At 38.9% G+C, this 13,644-nt stretch carries 27 protein-coding genes; all 27 read right to left on the minus strand.

The features are described from left to right. Positions 1-5: 5 nt before the first annotated feature. Entirely contained in the window at positions 6-323 is a 318-nt protein-coding gene (locus SMUL_RS13305; RefSeq protein ID WP_025345753.1) for a YbaB/EbfC family nucleoid-associated protein, read from the minus strand. Beyond that, positions 323-688 carry an aspartate 1-decarboxylase gene (gene panD / locus SMUL_RS13310; RefSeq protein ID WP_025345754.1) on the minus strand — a complete coding sequence of 122 codons (366 nt, stop codon included), beginning with the start codon at positions 686-688 and terminating at the stop codon, positions 323-325. Before panD ends, SMUL_RS13305 begins: the two co-directional genes overlap by 1 nt. A 44-nt stretch (positions 689-732) precedes the next feature. Next, positions 733-2,046, minus strand: a complete 1,314-nt coding sequence (locus tag SMUL_RS13315) for a UDP-N-acetylmuramoyl-L-alanyl-D-glutamate--2,6-diaminopimelate ligase (RefSeq protein ID WP_025345755.1) — start codon at positions 2,044-2,046, stop codon at positions 733-735. Between the two features lie 9 nt (positions 2,047-2,055). Then, a complete protein-coding gene (locus SMUL_RS13320) occupies positions 2,056-2,619 on the minus strand; it encodes a tetratricopeptide repeat protein (RefSeq protein WP_025345756.1) in 564 nt (187 codons plus the stop codon). Next, positions 2,619-2,900 carry a NifU family protein gene (locus tag SMUL_RS13325; RefSeq protein WP_025345757.1) on the minus strand — a complete coding sequence of 94 codons (282 nt, stop codon included), beginning with the start codon at positions 2,898-2,900 and terminating at the stop codon, positions 2,619-2,621. Before SMUL_RS13325 ends, SMUL_RS13320 begins: the two co-directional genes overlap by 1 nt. Before the next feature lie 149 nt (positions 2,901-3,049). Beyond that, positions 3,050-3,400: a 50S ribosomal protein L17 gene (gene rplQ, locus SMUL_RS13330; protein WP_025345758.1), complete on the minus strand. Its 351-nt coding sequence runs from the start codon at positions 3,398-3,400 to the stop codon at positions 3,050-3,052. Between the two features lie 3 nt (positions 3,401-3,403). After that, positions 3,404-4,417, minus strand: coding sequence for a DNA-directed RNA polymerase subunit alpha (locus SMUL_RS13335; protein ID WP_025345759.1), 1,014 nt, complete (start codon positions 4,415-4,417; stop codon positions 3,404-3,406). Positions 4,418-4,432: 15 nt separating this feature from the next. Beyond that, positions 4,433-5,059 (minus strand): 30S ribosomal protein S4, encoded by a 627-nt coding sequence (rpsD, locus tag SMUL_RS13340; protein ID WP_025345760.1) that lies wholly within the window; start codon positions 5,057-5,059, stop codon positions 4,433-4,435. A 76-nt stretch (positions 5,060-5,135) separates the two neighbouring features. Next, on the minus strand, positions 5,136-5,528 hold the full coding sequence (gene rpsK, locus SMUL_RS13345) for a 30S ribosomal protein S11 (protein ID WP_014770213.1): 393 nt from the start codon (positions 5,526-5,528) through the stop codon (positions 5,136-5,138). A gap of 21 nt (positions 5,529-5,549) precedes the next feature. Beyond that, complete coding sequence (rpsM, locus tag SMUL_RS13350) at positions 5,550-5,918, minus strand: 30S ribosomal protein S13 (protein ID WP_025345761.1); 369 nt, start codon at positions 5,916-5,918, stop codon at positions 5,550-5,552. 2 nt (positions 5,919-5,920) lie between these two features. After that, positions 5,921-6,034 carry a 50S ribosomal protein L36 gene (rpmJ, locus tag SMUL_RS13355; protein WP_038533455.1) on the minus strand — a complete coding sequence of 38 codons (114 nt, stop codon included), beginning with the start codon at positions 6,032-6,034 and terminating at the stop codon, positions 5,921-5,923. Between the two features lie 163 nt (positions 6,035-6,197). After that, a complete protein-coding gene (gene infA / locus SMUL_RS13360; protein ID WP_012857710.1) occupies positions 6,198-6,416 on the minus strand; it encodes a translation initiation factor IF-1 in 219 nt (72 codons plus the stop codon). A gap of 16 nt (positions 6,417-6,432) precedes the next feature. Beyond that, the gene (map, locus tag SMUL_RS13365) at positions 6,433-7,191 is read right to left on the minus strand and encodes a type I methionyl aminopeptidase (RefSeq protein WP_025345762.1); all 759 of its coding nucleotides are present in this window, start codon (positions 7,189-7,191) and stop codon (positions 6,433-6,435) included. Between the two features lie 4 nt (positions 7,192-7,195). Next, positions 7,196-8,458: a preprotein translocase subunit SecY gene (gene secY, locus SMUL_RS13370; RefSeq protein ID WP_025345763.1), complete on the minus strand. Its 1,263-nt coding sequence runs from the start codon at positions 8,456-8,458 to the stop codon at positions 7,196-7,198. Beyond that, the gene (gene rplO / locus SMUL_RS13375; protein ID WP_025345764.1) at positions 8,455-8,859 is read right to left on the minus strand and encodes a 50S ribosomal protein L15; all 405 of its coding nucleotides are present in this window, start codon (positions 8,857-8,859) and stop codon (positions 8,455-8,457) included. Before rplO ends, secY begins: the two co-directional genes overlap by 4 nt. Positions 8,860-8,879: 20 nt before the next feature. Beyond that, on the minus strand, positions 8,880-9,323 hold the full coding sequence (rpsE, locus tag SMUL_RS13380) for a 30S ribosomal protein S5 (RefSeq protein WP_012857714.1): 444 nt from the start codon (positions 9,321-9,323) through the stop codon (positions 8,880-8,882). A 24-nt stretch (positions 9,324-9,347) separates the two neighbouring features. After that, entirely contained in the window at positions 9,348-9,704 is a 357-nt protein-coding gene (rplR, locus tag SMUL_RS13385) for a 50S ribosomal protein L18 (protein ID WP_038533460.1), read from the minus strand. 9 nt (positions 9,705-9,713) lie between these two features. Further along, positions 9,714-10,250 carry a 50S ribosomal protein L6 gene (gene rplF / locus SMUL_RS13390; protein ID WP_025345766.1) on the minus strand — a complete coding sequence of 179 codons (537 nt, stop codon included), beginning with the start codon at positions 10,248-10,250 and terminating at the stop codon, positions 9,714-9,716. 75 nt (positions 10,251-10,325) lie between these two features. Further along, positions 10,326-10,721 (minus strand): 30S ribosomal protein S8, encoded by a 396-nt coding sequence (gene rpsH, locus SMUL_RS13395; RefSeq protein WP_025345767.1) that lies wholly within the window; start codon positions 10,719-10,721, stop codon positions 10,326-10,328. 11 nt (positions 10,722-10,732) lie between these two features. Continuing rightward, positions 10,733-10,918 (minus strand): type Z 30S ribosomal protein S14, encoded by a 186-nt coding sequence (locus SMUL_RS13400; RefSeq protein WP_025345768.1) that lies wholly within the window; start codon positions 10,916-10,918, stop codon positions 10,733-10,735. A gap of 1 nt (position 10,919) precedes the next feature. After that, positions 10,920-11,465, minus strand: a complete 546-nt coding sequence (rplE, locus tag SMUL_RS13405) for a 50S ribosomal protein L5 (RefSeq protein ID WP_025345769.1) — start codon at positions 11,463-11,465, stop codon at positions 10,920-10,922. Then, the gene (rplX, locus tag SMUL_RS13410; protein ID WP_025345770.1) at positions 11,465-11,701 is read right to left on the minus strand and encodes a 50S ribosomal protein L24; all 237 of its coding nucleotides are present in this window, start codon (positions 11,699-11,701) and stop codon (positions 11,465-11,467) included. The genes rplE and rplX overlap by 1 nt, the downstream gene beginning before the upstream one ends. Continuing rightward, entirely contained in the window at positions 11,701-12,069 is a 369-nt protein-coding gene (gene rplN, locus SMUL_RS13415) for a 50S ribosomal protein L14 (protein WP_012857721.1), read from the minus strand. The genes rplX and rplN overlap by 1 nt, the downstream gene beginning before the upstream one ends. Continuing rightward, positions 12,069-12,320: a 30S ribosomal protein S17 gene (gene rpsQ / locus SMUL_RS13420; protein WP_012857722.1), complete on the minus strand. Its 252-nt coding sequence runs from the start codon at positions 12,318-12,320 to the stop codon at positions 12,069-12,071. Before rpsQ ends, rplN begins: the two co-directional genes overlap by 1 nt. A gap of 9 nt (positions 12,321-12,329) precedes the next feature. Beyond that, positions 12,330-12,518: a 50S ribosomal protein L29 gene (rpmC, locus tag SMUL_RS13425; RefSeq protein WP_025345771.1), complete on the minus strand. Its 189-nt coding sequence runs from the start codon at positions 12,516-12,518 to the stop codon at positions 12,330-12,332. Further along, entirely contained in the window at positions 12,505-12,930 is a 426-nt protein-coding gene (rplP, locus tag SMUL_RS13430) for a 50S ribosomal protein L16 (protein ID WP_025345772.1), read from the minus strand. The genes rpmC and rplP overlap by 14 nt, the downstream gene beginning before the upstream one ends. Then, positions 12,930-13,643, minus strand: a complete 714-nt coding sequence (gene rpsC, locus SMUL_RS13435) for a 30S ribosomal protein S3 (protein WP_025345773.1) — start codon at positions 13,641-13,643, stop codon at positions 12,930-12,932. Before rpsC ends, rplP begins: the two co-directional genes overlap by 1 nt. Position 13,644 lies beyond the last annotated feature (1 nt).

A 13,644-nucleotide genomic window follows, 5' to 3' on the forward strand; every position in this document is an offset into this window, starting at 1 on the left:
ACTCCTTAATTTTTCGCGCCAAATCCCCCAATGCCGGAGAGCATCTGAGTCGTCGCTAGTTTTTTATTCTCTTCAACCATTTTAGAGACATCGTTCATCGCACTGATCAGTAAAATCTGCAACGACTCTTTGTCCCCAAGCAGTGAATCATCAAGCGTTATATCAATAACTTCACCGTTACCATTCATGCTCACACTCACCATTCCACCGCCGCTTTTAGCGGTAAATTGCTTACTGCTTGCATCTTCGTGCATTTTTTGAGCTTGCTTTTGCGCCTCTTCAAGCATCGCACCCACTTTTGAAAGATCAAAATTTTCAAACATCAGATGTAATCTCTCACTTCGACCAACGCATTATTTTCATCCACCAAAGCGACCGTTGGCTTAAATGTTTTGAGCTCTTCTTCACTCATATGCGCGTAGGCTATGATGATGATCTTATCGCCAATATGGGCTTTGCGAGCCGCCGCACCGTTTAGGCAAATATCTTTTCCGCCCGCTTTTCCCTCAATCACATAGGTGGTAAAGCGCTCACCATTGTTAATGTTCACGACTTCGACTTTTTGCCCTACATGAAGGTTAGAAGCCTCTATTAACTCTTTATCAATCGTAATCGAACCTACATAGTTCAAATTTGCATCTGTAACCGTGGCTCTGTGAATTTTGCTGTATAGCATCTCAAGCGTCATCGCTTTTATACCTCTTCTGGATTAAGAAATTTGTTTATTTTACCCTATTTTTGCTTAGCCCATTGAGCGATAAGCTCTCTTACGACGCTACGATCATCAAAAGGATATTTTTTACCCTTGATCTCTTGATACGTTTCATCCCCTTTTCCAAGGATCAGAAGCACTTCATTGGGAGCTTGCATCCTCAATGCTTTTTCAATCGCTTCGTGGCGATCTACTTCTACATGTAAAGATTCATGATGATTCATTCCTGCCAAAATTTCAGTGATAATACTTTGGGGATCTTCAGAGCGTGGATTATCGCTGGTTACGACAATTTTTTTAGCATAACGCTGAGCCATCGCTCCCATTTTTGGGCGTTTCGTGCGATCTCTATCGCCTCCTGCTCCAAAAACCACGACAAGGTCGCGCTCTTTCATACTATCAAGCACCTTCTCCATGCCATCGGGTGTATGCGCAAAATCAACGATCACCAAAGGATCCTGACTGACTACCTCCATACGACCTTCCACGCCACCAAAGTGCTCTACCGCTTCGCAGATAGACTCCATGGGAGCAACCCCTAACATATCGACTGCACTGATCGCGGCAAGAAGGTTGTAGAGGTTAAAAAAGCCATGTAAGGGGGATTCAAACTCATACACTTTTTCAATCTTCGCAACCGCCGCACTGATGCCTTCTTTGAGCGAATACGCCAAAATTTTATAGGTTGCAGGATGTTCGATCCCATAACTCATCGCGTTCGTGCGATTAAAACGAATTTTGCTCTCATCTTTGTTGATGAGCTTGACACTCTCATCGTCAAAAAAACGACTCTTAACAGCGATATATTCATCAATCGTTTTATGAAAATCAAGATGATCTTGCGTGACATTGGTCAAAATCTTCAAAGCAAAAGCAATCCCATCGATGCGGTTTTGCACAATGGCATGCGAGCTTACTTCCATCACAAAATACTCACAGCCAGCTTCTACGGCATGTTTGAGGTTGTGAATCGTCTGTAAAATGGGCGGTGTTGTAAGGCTTTTCTCTTCGATGCGATGATCGTTGATAAAACACCCTCGCGTTCCTTGCAGACCCACTTTTTTGCCTAAATCAAGCAAAATAGAGTAGATAGCAGCCGCTGTGGTTGTTTTGCCATTCGTACCCGTAATGCCAATGATTTTAATCGCATGAGTGATGCCAAGCAAATCCAAGCACGCTTTGGGTGAAATGATGTGAGTGCAGCCATGATCACGCGCACTTTGCTCATACATCGCGTTCAGTTTGGTTAAAACAAAGATGCTTGAGGCATCACATTCGTTTGAATTGTCGGTTACATGTAAAAATGTATTATGATTTGGAAGTTCTATTTTCAAGATGATTCTCTATTTTTGTGCTTTTTTAATCAGCGATAAAAGCTGCTCATCGTTCGGGAAAAGCGTGACGGCACTCTCAAGATAATTCAGGGACATTTCGATAAAACCATTCTCAATCAGTCTGGCTAAAAAGTCAACAAAATCCTCTTTTTTCGAGATGATGACTTTGGTGGAGAACATAATGTCTTCAAATGCCTCTTTAAAGCTACCACGCGCTTCAATCAGTGTCATAAAATCTTCGTATTTAATGCCGTTTTCTGCATTAATACGTGCTTCAAAATCACTCTCTTTAAACAAATGCGCTATTTTTTCACTGTGTTCTTCCACGGAGTTAATGATCTCTTCCATCACCTCTTCACAATCTTCAGCACCATTCTCTTTGGTTAAAATATAATACTCAAAAAGCGCCATGGCTTGTTCTTCATTCTGTGTTGCCATATCGCATAAAATAGCTCCAATGCGAGCTTCTTTTGATTGAGGATCAACACTCAGTGCTAATGCAAACTGAAGCATTGCCTCTTGGAAATTTTTTGTGTAAAATTTTTCAATCCCTTTGGTAATATAAGCGTTCATTACTCTCCAATTGCTTCAAACTCATGTTCCATCCCAGGTAAAATATTTACAACTTCAAGCTCAGGATGAATATCAATTCTTAATTGGCGTTCTACGCCGTATTTCAGTGTTTGTCCACTGGATGCGCACCCTTGGCAGGCACCTTGAAGTTGAACAAAAACACGTCCGCTTTTTATGCCTAATAATGTCAGTCCACCGCCGTCTAATGCAAGCATTGGCTTAATTTTTTCAAGTGATTTTTCGACAACGGGAAGCAACTCTTCGTCACTAAATGGTATCATAGATTCTCCTATAGCAAAAGTATCTAATTTAACAATAGTTTGAGTTAAAAGTGACTTAATTTTTAGTGGGGAAAGAAGTGTTTAGGGTAAAAAAAATTTAACGCATAAAAGCTTGGGAGCAAGCCGCTCCCAAAGCAAAAAAGTGAGATTTAGACGAGTTCTAAAAACGCCATAGGCGCTGCATCGCCTTTTCTGATACGTGTTTTTATAATACGGGTGTAACCACCATTTCTCTCAACATATTTAGGTGCGATCTCATTAACCAATTTTTTAGTACACTCTTTATCTTGAAGTGCAGCAAAAACAGTTTTGTGAGCATGATCGCCACCAACTCCTGCTTGCGTAATCAATTTTTCAACAAATCCTCTAAGCTCTTTTGCTTTAGGAACTGTTGTCTCGATTTTCTCATATTTAATGACAGCTATAGCCAAGTTCTTCAACAACGCCGCTCTGTGTGATGAAGTACGACCAAGCTTTCTGTATCCGTGCTTATGTCTCATAAATTAACCCTCGTTGGCTTCAGATTTTAAATCTTCAATTTTTTTCTTGAGCAAACTTGCCGTCTCGTCAGAGAAATTATATCCAACAGGATAACCACTCTCTTCCATAACTTGTCTGATCTCTTCTAACGATTTCTTGCCTAGATTTTTGAGGTTTTTAAGTTCTAACTCGCTCATTAAAGCAAGCTCGCCAATAAATTTCACCTCTGCTCTATCTAAACAGTTGAAGCTACGAGCACTTAGATTTAACTCTTCAATACTCTGTAATAGCTTACCAAGCTCCACATTCTCATTAGAACTCTCACTTTTTGGAGCTACTGCAATATCCAAAATGCCATTAAAAACAGACATTTGTGAATACATTGCTTCAAGTGAATTTTTAAAAGCTTCGATTGGAGAAACAAGTCCGTCTGTTTCAATCGTGAAAACAATTTTCTCATAGTTAGGATTGTCTTCAACCAAAACATTCTCAATATCGTACACAGCTCTTTTTACAGGGGTAAAGAAAGCATCCAGTGCAATATAATCTTCTCCAACCAAACCTCTAATGTTCTCACTTGGAACATAGCCGATCCCTTTTTCAAGGATTAAAGAGAAGTTAAACTCTGCATCTTCATTGATCGTTGCCAAATAAGCATCTGGTGTAACAATCTCAATGTGAGCATTGGCTAAATCACTTCCCTTAATCTCTTTTGGTCCCGTAAATGAGTAGTTAACCTCTACACGTTTCTCATCGCCTTTGATTTTGAAACGAATATTTTTAAGGTTAATGATGAAAAGAGCAACATCTTCAAGCATACCGCGCATGCTATCAAATTCATGGGTTACGCCTTCAATCTTTACAGCCGTTGGGGCAGATCCTACGGTACTGCTTAAAAGCAATCTTCGTAAAGGATGTGCCAAGGTTACCGCAAAACCAGATTCAAATGGGTATGCACTAATTTGAACCTTATTTGCCGCAATAGTCTCTACCTCAATTTCAGTTGGCATGTAAGCTGATGTATTGATTTTTTTCATATACTACCTACTTTATTATTTAGAGTATAGCTCAACGATTAATCTTTCTTCAACCGGAATCACTACTTCTTCTCTCTCAGGGATGCGTGTAAAAATACCCATTGCTTTTTCTCTCTCAACATCAACCCATGGCGCAATACCAGTTTGTTGTGTTAATTCAAGAGCTCTTTTTACTTGTGGGTTATTTTTAGATTTTTCACAAACCTCAATTTTCTCACCTGCACGCACAACATAGGAAGGAATGTCAACTCTGCTGCCATTCACTAAAATATGTCCATGTGTGACTAATTGACGTGCAAATCTTCGTGTTGTTGCAAATCCCATACGGTAAACAACATTATCAAGTCTTCTTTCGATAAGAAGGACAAGGTTAATACCTGTATTTCCCTCTTTACGAGCTGCTTCGTCAAATATACGTCTGAATTGTTTTTCAGAAACTCCATACATAAATTTAGCTTTTTGTTTCTCTCTTAATTGGAGTCCATACTCGCTAATTTTTGATCTTCTTTGTCCGTGTTGACCTGGTGCATATGGTCGCTTATCTAACGCACTTTTACCAGCAAGTCTGCGCTCACCTTTAAGGGCTAAGCTGACACCAAGTCTTCTTTCGAGCTTCTCGACTGGTCCTCTATATCTTGCCATTTTTTCTCCTAATCTATTGCATAAACGAAAAAATTATTTTGTTTCTCTCAAAGACGTTCTATTCTAAAAATTAGAATTAAACTCTTCTTCTTTTTGGAGGTCTACAGCCGTTGTGTGGAAGAGGTGTAATATCTTTTAGGAAAGACACTTTAATACCTTCTGTTGTACCAGCACTTTTTACCGCTGTCTCGCGACCACTGCCCGGGCCTTGAACTTTAATACCGATTTCTTTGAGACCATGTTCTTTTGCTTTAGTCAATGCATCTTCGACGGCTTGTTGTGCTGCATAAGGAGTAGATTTTTTACTACCCTTAAAGCCAAGACTACCTGCACTGCTCCACGCAATAACATTTCCCATCTCATCAGTTACAGTTACGACAGTGTTATTAAATGTTGCAGAGATATAAATGATACCTTTAGCAATATTTTTCTTAACAACTTTTTTACGTACTACTTTTCTTTTTGCCATCTGTTTCCCTTTGAGACTTCGTTATTTAGCTTTAGCGCCAACGGTGCGTTTTTTACCTTTTCGGGTACGCGCATTCGTTTTTGTTTTCTGTCCACGAACTGGCAAGCCACGTCTATGTCTAAGACCTCTATAGCTTCCCATATCCATCAAAGCTTTAATATCCATAGCCACTTTTTTACGAAGATCACCCTCTACTTGAAAGTCTGCTTGGATCTCTTTACGAATCGCAGCAACTTCATCTTCACTTAGCTCATGAACTCTTTTATCAAACGAAATTCCAGTTGCTTTTAAAATAGCTCTAGAACTTGTCAAACCTATACCGTAGATGTATGTTAAACCATACTCTACTCTCTTTTTCATTGGAAGGTCTACACCTGCAATCCTTGCCATGCTTATCCTTGTCTCTGTTTGTGTTTTGGATTTACGCAAATGACTCTAACGATACCTTTTCGTTTGATCACCTTGCACTTATCGCACATCTTCTTTACAGAAGGTCGTACTTTCATTCGTGACTCCTGAACTTTATTTCCACTGGAATTTTGAGCTAAACTGTCACAGGTTTGATGATGTATCTCAAACCAACAATCGAAAAAACAGTGGTTCCTTTTTCGATTATTCTTCACACAGCTTTACAAAAGGGGCAAATTATACATAAATTAAGCTAATAATTTACTTATACCTATAAGTTATACGCCCTTTATCCAAACTATACGGTGTTAACTCCACTTTAACGGTATCTCCGGGCATTATTTTAATATAATGCATTCTCATTTTTCCTGCAATGTGACATAAAATCACATGGCTATTTTGGACTTCAACTTTAAAGGTTGCGTTGGGAAGTGCTTCTATCACTTTACCGTCAATTTCAATCACGTCATCTTTTGCCATTTTACCTCCTATAATCTCAAGATAGAGACAAAATTTCTACTTTACCATCTACGATTGCAACGGTGTGCTCATAGTGGCTTCCTCTTAACCCATCCGCAGAAACAACAGACCATTTATCCGCCAAAATTTTAGGCGTGCCATCTTTATGGCAGATCATTGGCTCTATGCAAAATACCATACCATTTTTGATTTTGGGACCACTTTTGGGGTTAATCCCTTCTAAATAGTTGGGAATTTCTGGCTCTTCATGCGGCTTTCTGCCAATGCCATGCCCACAGAATCCATGCAAAGGAACATACCCTTTTTGAAGAATAAATTGCTCAATCGCATGACTTAGCTCTTTAAAGCGCATCTCAGGCTCGATAATATTAATGGCATAATAGAGGGCATCTTTTGCACATGCAATCAAGCTCTCATCACTTTTTGATATTTCTCCAACCCCTACAGTTACAGCAGAATCGCCATACCAGCCATCAACCTCTGTACCAATATCAAGTCCAACAATATCACCCTCTTTAAGCTCGTAATCTGTAGGAATCCCATGAATAATCACTTCGTTGACAGAGGTACACACACCTGCTGGAAAACCATAAAGGCCTTTAAAGGCAGGACGCGCACCAAGGCTATGAATGTAAGACTCACCCATGGCATTGAGCTCTTTCAAGCTAAGCCCTGGATGAATGTTACATGTAAGATACTCTAACGTTTTGGCAACAATCTTATTAGCGGCAGAAAGCTTTGCAATTTCCTGAGCTTTTTTAATCGTAATTGCCATCTTCTTAAAGACCTACCGCACTAAGTGTTTCATATTTATTCATGTACATTTGTGCTTCAATTTTACGCATCGTATCGAGTGCCACTTGAACAACAATTAAAACAGCTGTTCCACCAAAGTAGAATGGTACACCCATCACTTTTACCAAAACCCATGGAAGCGTAGAGATAAGCCCTAAATAGATTGATCCCCAAAGGGTTAATCTACCCGCTACTTCATTTAGAAAGAGTGCGGTGCTCTCTCCTGGTCTAACACCGGGAATAAAGCCACCCTGTTTTTTAAGGTTTTCAGAAATATCTTTTGCATTAAAAACAATCGATGCATAAAAATACGCAAAGAAAATGACGAACAAAAATGTAAGTACATTAAAGACATAGCTGTTTGGATTGAGAAAATCGTGAATAGATTGAACAATCGGATTGGTACTTGCTTGCATAATCGTTGATGGGAACATCAAAATTGCACTTGCAAAAATAGGAGGAATAACACCGCTTAAATTCATTTTTATAGGAACATAATTCATAATACGTTTGTGTTGATTTTGAAGCACGACTTTTCGCGAATACGAAATCGGAATACGTCGCTCACCCATCTCCACATAAATAATAGAACCAACCGTGGCTAAGATGACCACCAAAATACCAATAACAACAAGGAAATTGAGCTCTCCCGTGTTGACAAGGTTAATGGTTCCACCAATTGCACTCGGAATTCCAGAAACGATACCTGCAAAAATAATCAAACTGATACCATTACCAATGCCGCGCTGTGTAATCTGCTCACCAATCCACATGAGTAACATGGTACCCGTAAGCATACTCGCAGCAGCAATCGCTGTAAAGGTTGTCATATCGATCATAATAGCACTCTCGCCAGCACGACCACTTAACCCTCCAAGACCAACGGAAACACCAATGGCTTGTACAATCGTAATAACAATCGTTGCGTATCGAATGATCTGCATGTATTTCACCATACCATCACGTTCTTTTTTCATTTTACCAAGTGTTGGGAAAGTTGCAGCAAGAAGTTCCATAATAATAGACGCGGTGATGTAAGGCATAATACCTAACGATATAATACTAAGACGTTGTGCAGCGTTACCGCTGAACATATTAAACATTCCAAGGGCATTTGAGCTATTGGAGTCGAAGAACTCTTTAATTACAGCGATATTGACACCAGGAACTGGCACGTATGCCAGTATCCTGTATGCAAATATAAAGCCTAACGTAACTAAAATCTTCTTCGTAAGATCTTGGCTCATTTACTCATTCCAGTAAAAATGACGTTTTCGTCTTTGATCTTAGCAGTCAACTCTTTGGCACCTGCACCGATCAATTTCACTTTAATAACACTGCTTCCAATTTTATGCACAGTTCTAATCGCATCAACCGTAATTTCAGCAAGTTCTGCAACTGCTTTAATTCTATCAACGTTGATGATATAAGGTTTCACGATTTTAGAAGTAAAACCAACTTTTGGTAATCTTCTTTGAAGGGGTTGTTGGCCACCCTCGAAACCTCTTTTACGTTTATAACCTGTACGAGATTTTTGACCGTTGTTACCACGGCTTGCGGTTTTACCCATACCACTACCTTGACCACGACCTACACGTTTGATCTTTTTGGTAGAGTTTTCTGCTGGTGTAAGATTATCTAATGCCATTTTGAATCCTTCTTCTCTACTTAGCTTTTAATCATGCTAAGAGCTTTAATAGTTGCTCTTACCACGTTAGAAGCGTTGTTTGAACCCAATGACTTTGTCAAAATATCTTTAATACCCGCAAGTTCAACGACAGGACGTGTTGCACCACCAGCGATTACGCCGGTACCATCACTTGCTGGCTTAAGAATAATACGACTTGCATTAAATTTAACTTCAACATCATGAGCGATGGTTGAACCTTTGATATTTACTTTGACAATGTTTTTAAACGCATCATCAACTGCTTTTCTAATAGCATCAGGAACCTCTTTAGCTTTACCAAAACCAAAGCCAACAAGACCTTTTTTATTTCCAACAACTACGAGTGCTGTAAATCTAAAACGTCTACCGCCTTTAACAACTTTTGTTACGCGGCCAATGTTAACGATGACTTCTTCAAACTCTTCTCTGTTATATTTTTCCATTGAATCGTTTTCCTCTTCTTTTTCTTATAGCACTATGCCGTTTGCTCTAAGGCCGTCTGCAAAAGCAGCAACTACACCATGATACAAATAACCATTTCTATCATAGACAACTTGAGTTAAATTCTTAGCCTTGAGCGTCTCTGCAAAAACTTTTGCAACTTCCGCTGCACTTGCTTTGCTAGCATTGAACCCTAATTTCTTGCCATCTACACTTGCCAACGTAACACCATTAACATCATCAATCGCTTGCGCATACATAAATCTGTTTGATTTAAAAAAAGATACTCTTGGTCTTTGTTCTGTACCTGAAATATCTGCTCTTACTCTTTTTTTACGTTTAACTCTTAATGCAAGCTTTCGTTTTAAAATATTTGCTCTCATCTCTTACCCCTACTTCTTGGAAGTTTTTCCGGCTTTACGGATAATAGTTTCATCAGAATATTTAACACCTTTGCCTTTGTAAGGCTCTGGAGCTCTAAAACTTCTAATTTCGGCAGCAATCTGACCAACTACTTGCTTGTCATCACCTTGAATAGTAACCACGTTTTTCTCAACAACAATATGAATATCTTTTGGAAATTCATAATTGATTGGGTGAGAAAATCCAAGTTGAAGCTCAAGAATATTACCATTAACGGCAGCTCTGTAACCTACACCGTTAATTTCAAGTTGCTTTTTAAAACCTTCGGTTAAACCTGTGATAACATTTTGACCAAGGGCCCTGTATGTTCCCCAAAAAGCGCTGCTCTGACGATCAGCACCTTTTGAAATAAATACAAGCTCTCCATCTTGAACTTTTACGTCAACATTTCCCTTGGTGTCCAATACTTTTTGAACACTGCCTTTTTTAAACTCTACTAGATCACCATTCACTGACACTTCAACGCCAGCAGGAATCTTAACAGGCTTTTTACCAATACGAGACATTTTATTTCCTTTTACTTGTCTACGATAAGCTTAAAATCTTAGAATGGATATCGAATACCATAAAAGAACAGCTAATTACCAAATACTACAGATAACTTCGCCACCAAGACCTGCTTTGTGAGCGTCATCATTACTGAGAACACCTTTTGATGTACTAACAACGATCGTACCATAACCATTTTTAAAGCGTTTAATTTCATCGCGACCTTTATAGACTCTACGTCCAGGTTTTGAGATTTTTTTCACTTCATTAATAACTTGGGTGCCTCTTGCATCATACTTCAAAACAACATTGATAAATTTCTTAGGACCTTCTTCAACAACGTTAAAACTTTCGATATAACCTTTGTTTTGGAAAATAACTAAAATCGCTTCAACCAGTTTTGAATGCATTAATTTAGTCACATCAAGTTTACGCATTGATGCATTTCTGATTCTTGTTAAAGAATCTGCTACTAGATCATTAATCATAGTCTATTTCCTTACCAGCTTGCTTTTTTGAGGCCTGGAATAAGACCCTCATTTGCCATTTTACGAAGACAAATTCTGCAGATACCAAAATCTTTGTAAACAGAATGTGGACGTCCGCAAATTTGACATCGTGTGTATGCTCTTACTTGAAACTTAGGCGTTCTTGCAGCCTTTGCAATCATCGATTTTTTAGCCATATTATTTACCTTTTGCGAACGGCAAACCAATGAGTTCAAGAAGTTTAAATGCTTCTTTATCATTGCTAGCAGTTGTTACGATCGTAATATTCATTCCGTGTGTTTTCATGATGTTATCATACTCAACCTCAGGGAACATTAATTGTTCATTAAGACCAAAGTTATAGTTTGCACGTCCGTCAAAACCTACTCTTGGAAGACCTCTAAAATCTTTTACTCTAGGAAGTGCTACCGAGATAAGTTTGTCTAAAAATGCATACATAGTCTCTTTACGAAGTGTTACTTTAACACCGACTGGGTAACCAGCACGTACTTTAAAACCAGCAACTGATTTCTTAGCATTCGCAACAACCGCTTTTTGACCAGCGATTAAAGAGATGGTATCGACGATATTTTGCAATAACTTAGTATCTTTACCTTCTTCACCAGCACCAACGCTGATAACGACTTTTTCAATTTTAGGTGACAACATAGGATTAGCAATATTAAACTCTTTAACCAATGCTGGTTTAACTTCAGCATTAAATTTCTCTTGCAATCTGTTCATTATTTACCCTCTACTTTAGCCACGTTAGAGACATGAATTGGTTTTTCAAGATTTGCAAAACCACCCTTAGGGTTACTCTCACTTGGCTTAATGGCTTTTTTTACTACCTTGCAACCCTCAACAACGACTTGTGAAGTTTTTGGCAAAACTTGAACAACTTTCGCCTCTTTACCTTTATCGTCGCCTGCGATTACTTTAACAGTATCGCCTTTTTTAATTTTCATCTTAGTCGCCATTATAGTACCTCCGGTGCCAAAGATACGATTTTCATAAAGTTAGCATAACGAACTTCACGACCTACTGGTCCGAAAATCCTTGTACCGATTGGCTCTCTTTTGTTATCAAGAATAACAGCAGCATTTTCATCAAAACGAATCAATGAGCCATTTTCTCTTTGGATCTCTTTTTTTGTTCTTACGATAACCGCTTTGACAACTTGTCCTTTTTTCACTTTACCACTTGGCAAAGCTTTTTTGACAGAAGCGATGATAACATCACCTACCGTTGCATAACGACGTTTACTACCACCAAGAACTTTAATACACATGATCTCTTTAGCACCACTGTTATCAGCAACAGCTAATCTTGTAAAACTTTGTATCATTATTCAACTCCCACTTTAACAATCGCGCTAAGTCTAAAAGACTTTCTTTTTGAAAGTGGTCTGCACTCGATAGCGCTTACTGTGTCGCCGATTTTTACTTGGTTGCTCTCGTCATGGACTAGGTATTTTTTGAAACGTTTAACGAACTTGCGATATCTCGGGTGCATTACACGTCTCTCTACCAAAACGGTGATAGTTTTATCACCAGTTTTCTGAACAACTACGCCTTGAATCTCTCGTTTTAAAGCCATTAGTTACCCCTACTTGTTTTGAGCAGAAATTGCCGTACTAATACGTGCGATATCTCTTCTAACTTCTTTAATCTCATTTGGATTAGTAAGTTGCATTGTTTTTAGCTTTTGTCTTAATGTAAACAAAAGAACCTTTTTCTCTTTTAACAACTCTAAAAGCTCTGACGCGCTTTTGCCGTTTAAATCAATATACTTCATTTTCGCTCTCTCGAGTTACAATCTTGGTTTTGAAAGGTAATTTGTGCATTGCAAGTGTTAATGCTTCACGCGCTAACTCTTCAGGGACACCCGCCATTTCAAAAATAATTCTACCAGGCTTAATATTCATAACCCACTTATCAACAGAACCTTTACCTTTACCCATACGTGTTTCGATAGGTTTAGCCGTTAATGGTTTGTCTGGGAATACACGAATCCACGTCTTAGCTTGACGCTTAACATGTCTCGTATACGCAATCCTCGCAGCCTCAATTTGGCGTGAATCAATACGTCCAGCTTCAACAGCTTTGAGACCGATTTCACCAAAAGAGATAGATGCGCCACTGCTGGCTTCACCGCGGTTGCGGCCTTTCATCTGCTTTTTATATTTCGTTCTTTTAGGCATTAACATTAGTTTTTACCTCTCTCTTTACGCGCTCTTGGCTTGCGTGAATTCTCTTTTTCAGGTGCTTCTTCTTTTTCTGGAGCAAGTCCTTTTACAAGAACCTCACCTTTGAAGATCCATACTTTAACACCGATAACACCGTATGTTGTGTGTGCTTCAGCAAAACCATAATCGATTTTTGCACGAAGTGTATGAAGAGGAACACGTCCTTCTAAGTACCATTCAGTTCTTGCCATCTCCGCGCCACCAAGACGTCCAGAGACAGAAATTTTAATCCCTTTAGCACCAGATTTTTGTGCACCTTGAATCACTTTTTTCATTGCTCTTCTAAAGGCGACACGGCGCTCAAGTTGCATTGCAACGTTTTCTGCACATAATTGAGCAGAAGCTTGTGGGCGTCTCTCTTCTTTAATGTTAACGTTTACATCTTTATCAATTAATTTGGTCAATTTAACTCTTAATTTTTCAATATCAGAGCCTTTTTTACCAATAATGATACCAGGACGTGCAGCAACAACAGTCACTCTAAGCTTTTTAGCAGTACGCTCGATCAAAATTTGACTTACGCCTGCATAGTAAAGCTCTTTTTTTAAGAATGTTCTAATTTTGTAATCTTCACCAATGCTTGTCGCTAAGGTTTGTTTACTTGGGAACCAACGTGAATCCCAGTTTCTATTAATACCAAGTCTTAAACCAATCGGATTTACTTTTTGACCCATC

It is taken from the genome of Sulfurospirillum multivorans DSM 12446 (assembly GCF_000568815.1).
Classification (GTDB): domain Bacteria; phylum Campylobacterota; class Campylobacteria; order Campylobacterales; family Sulfurospirillaceae; genus Sulfurospirillum; species Sulfurospirillum multivorans.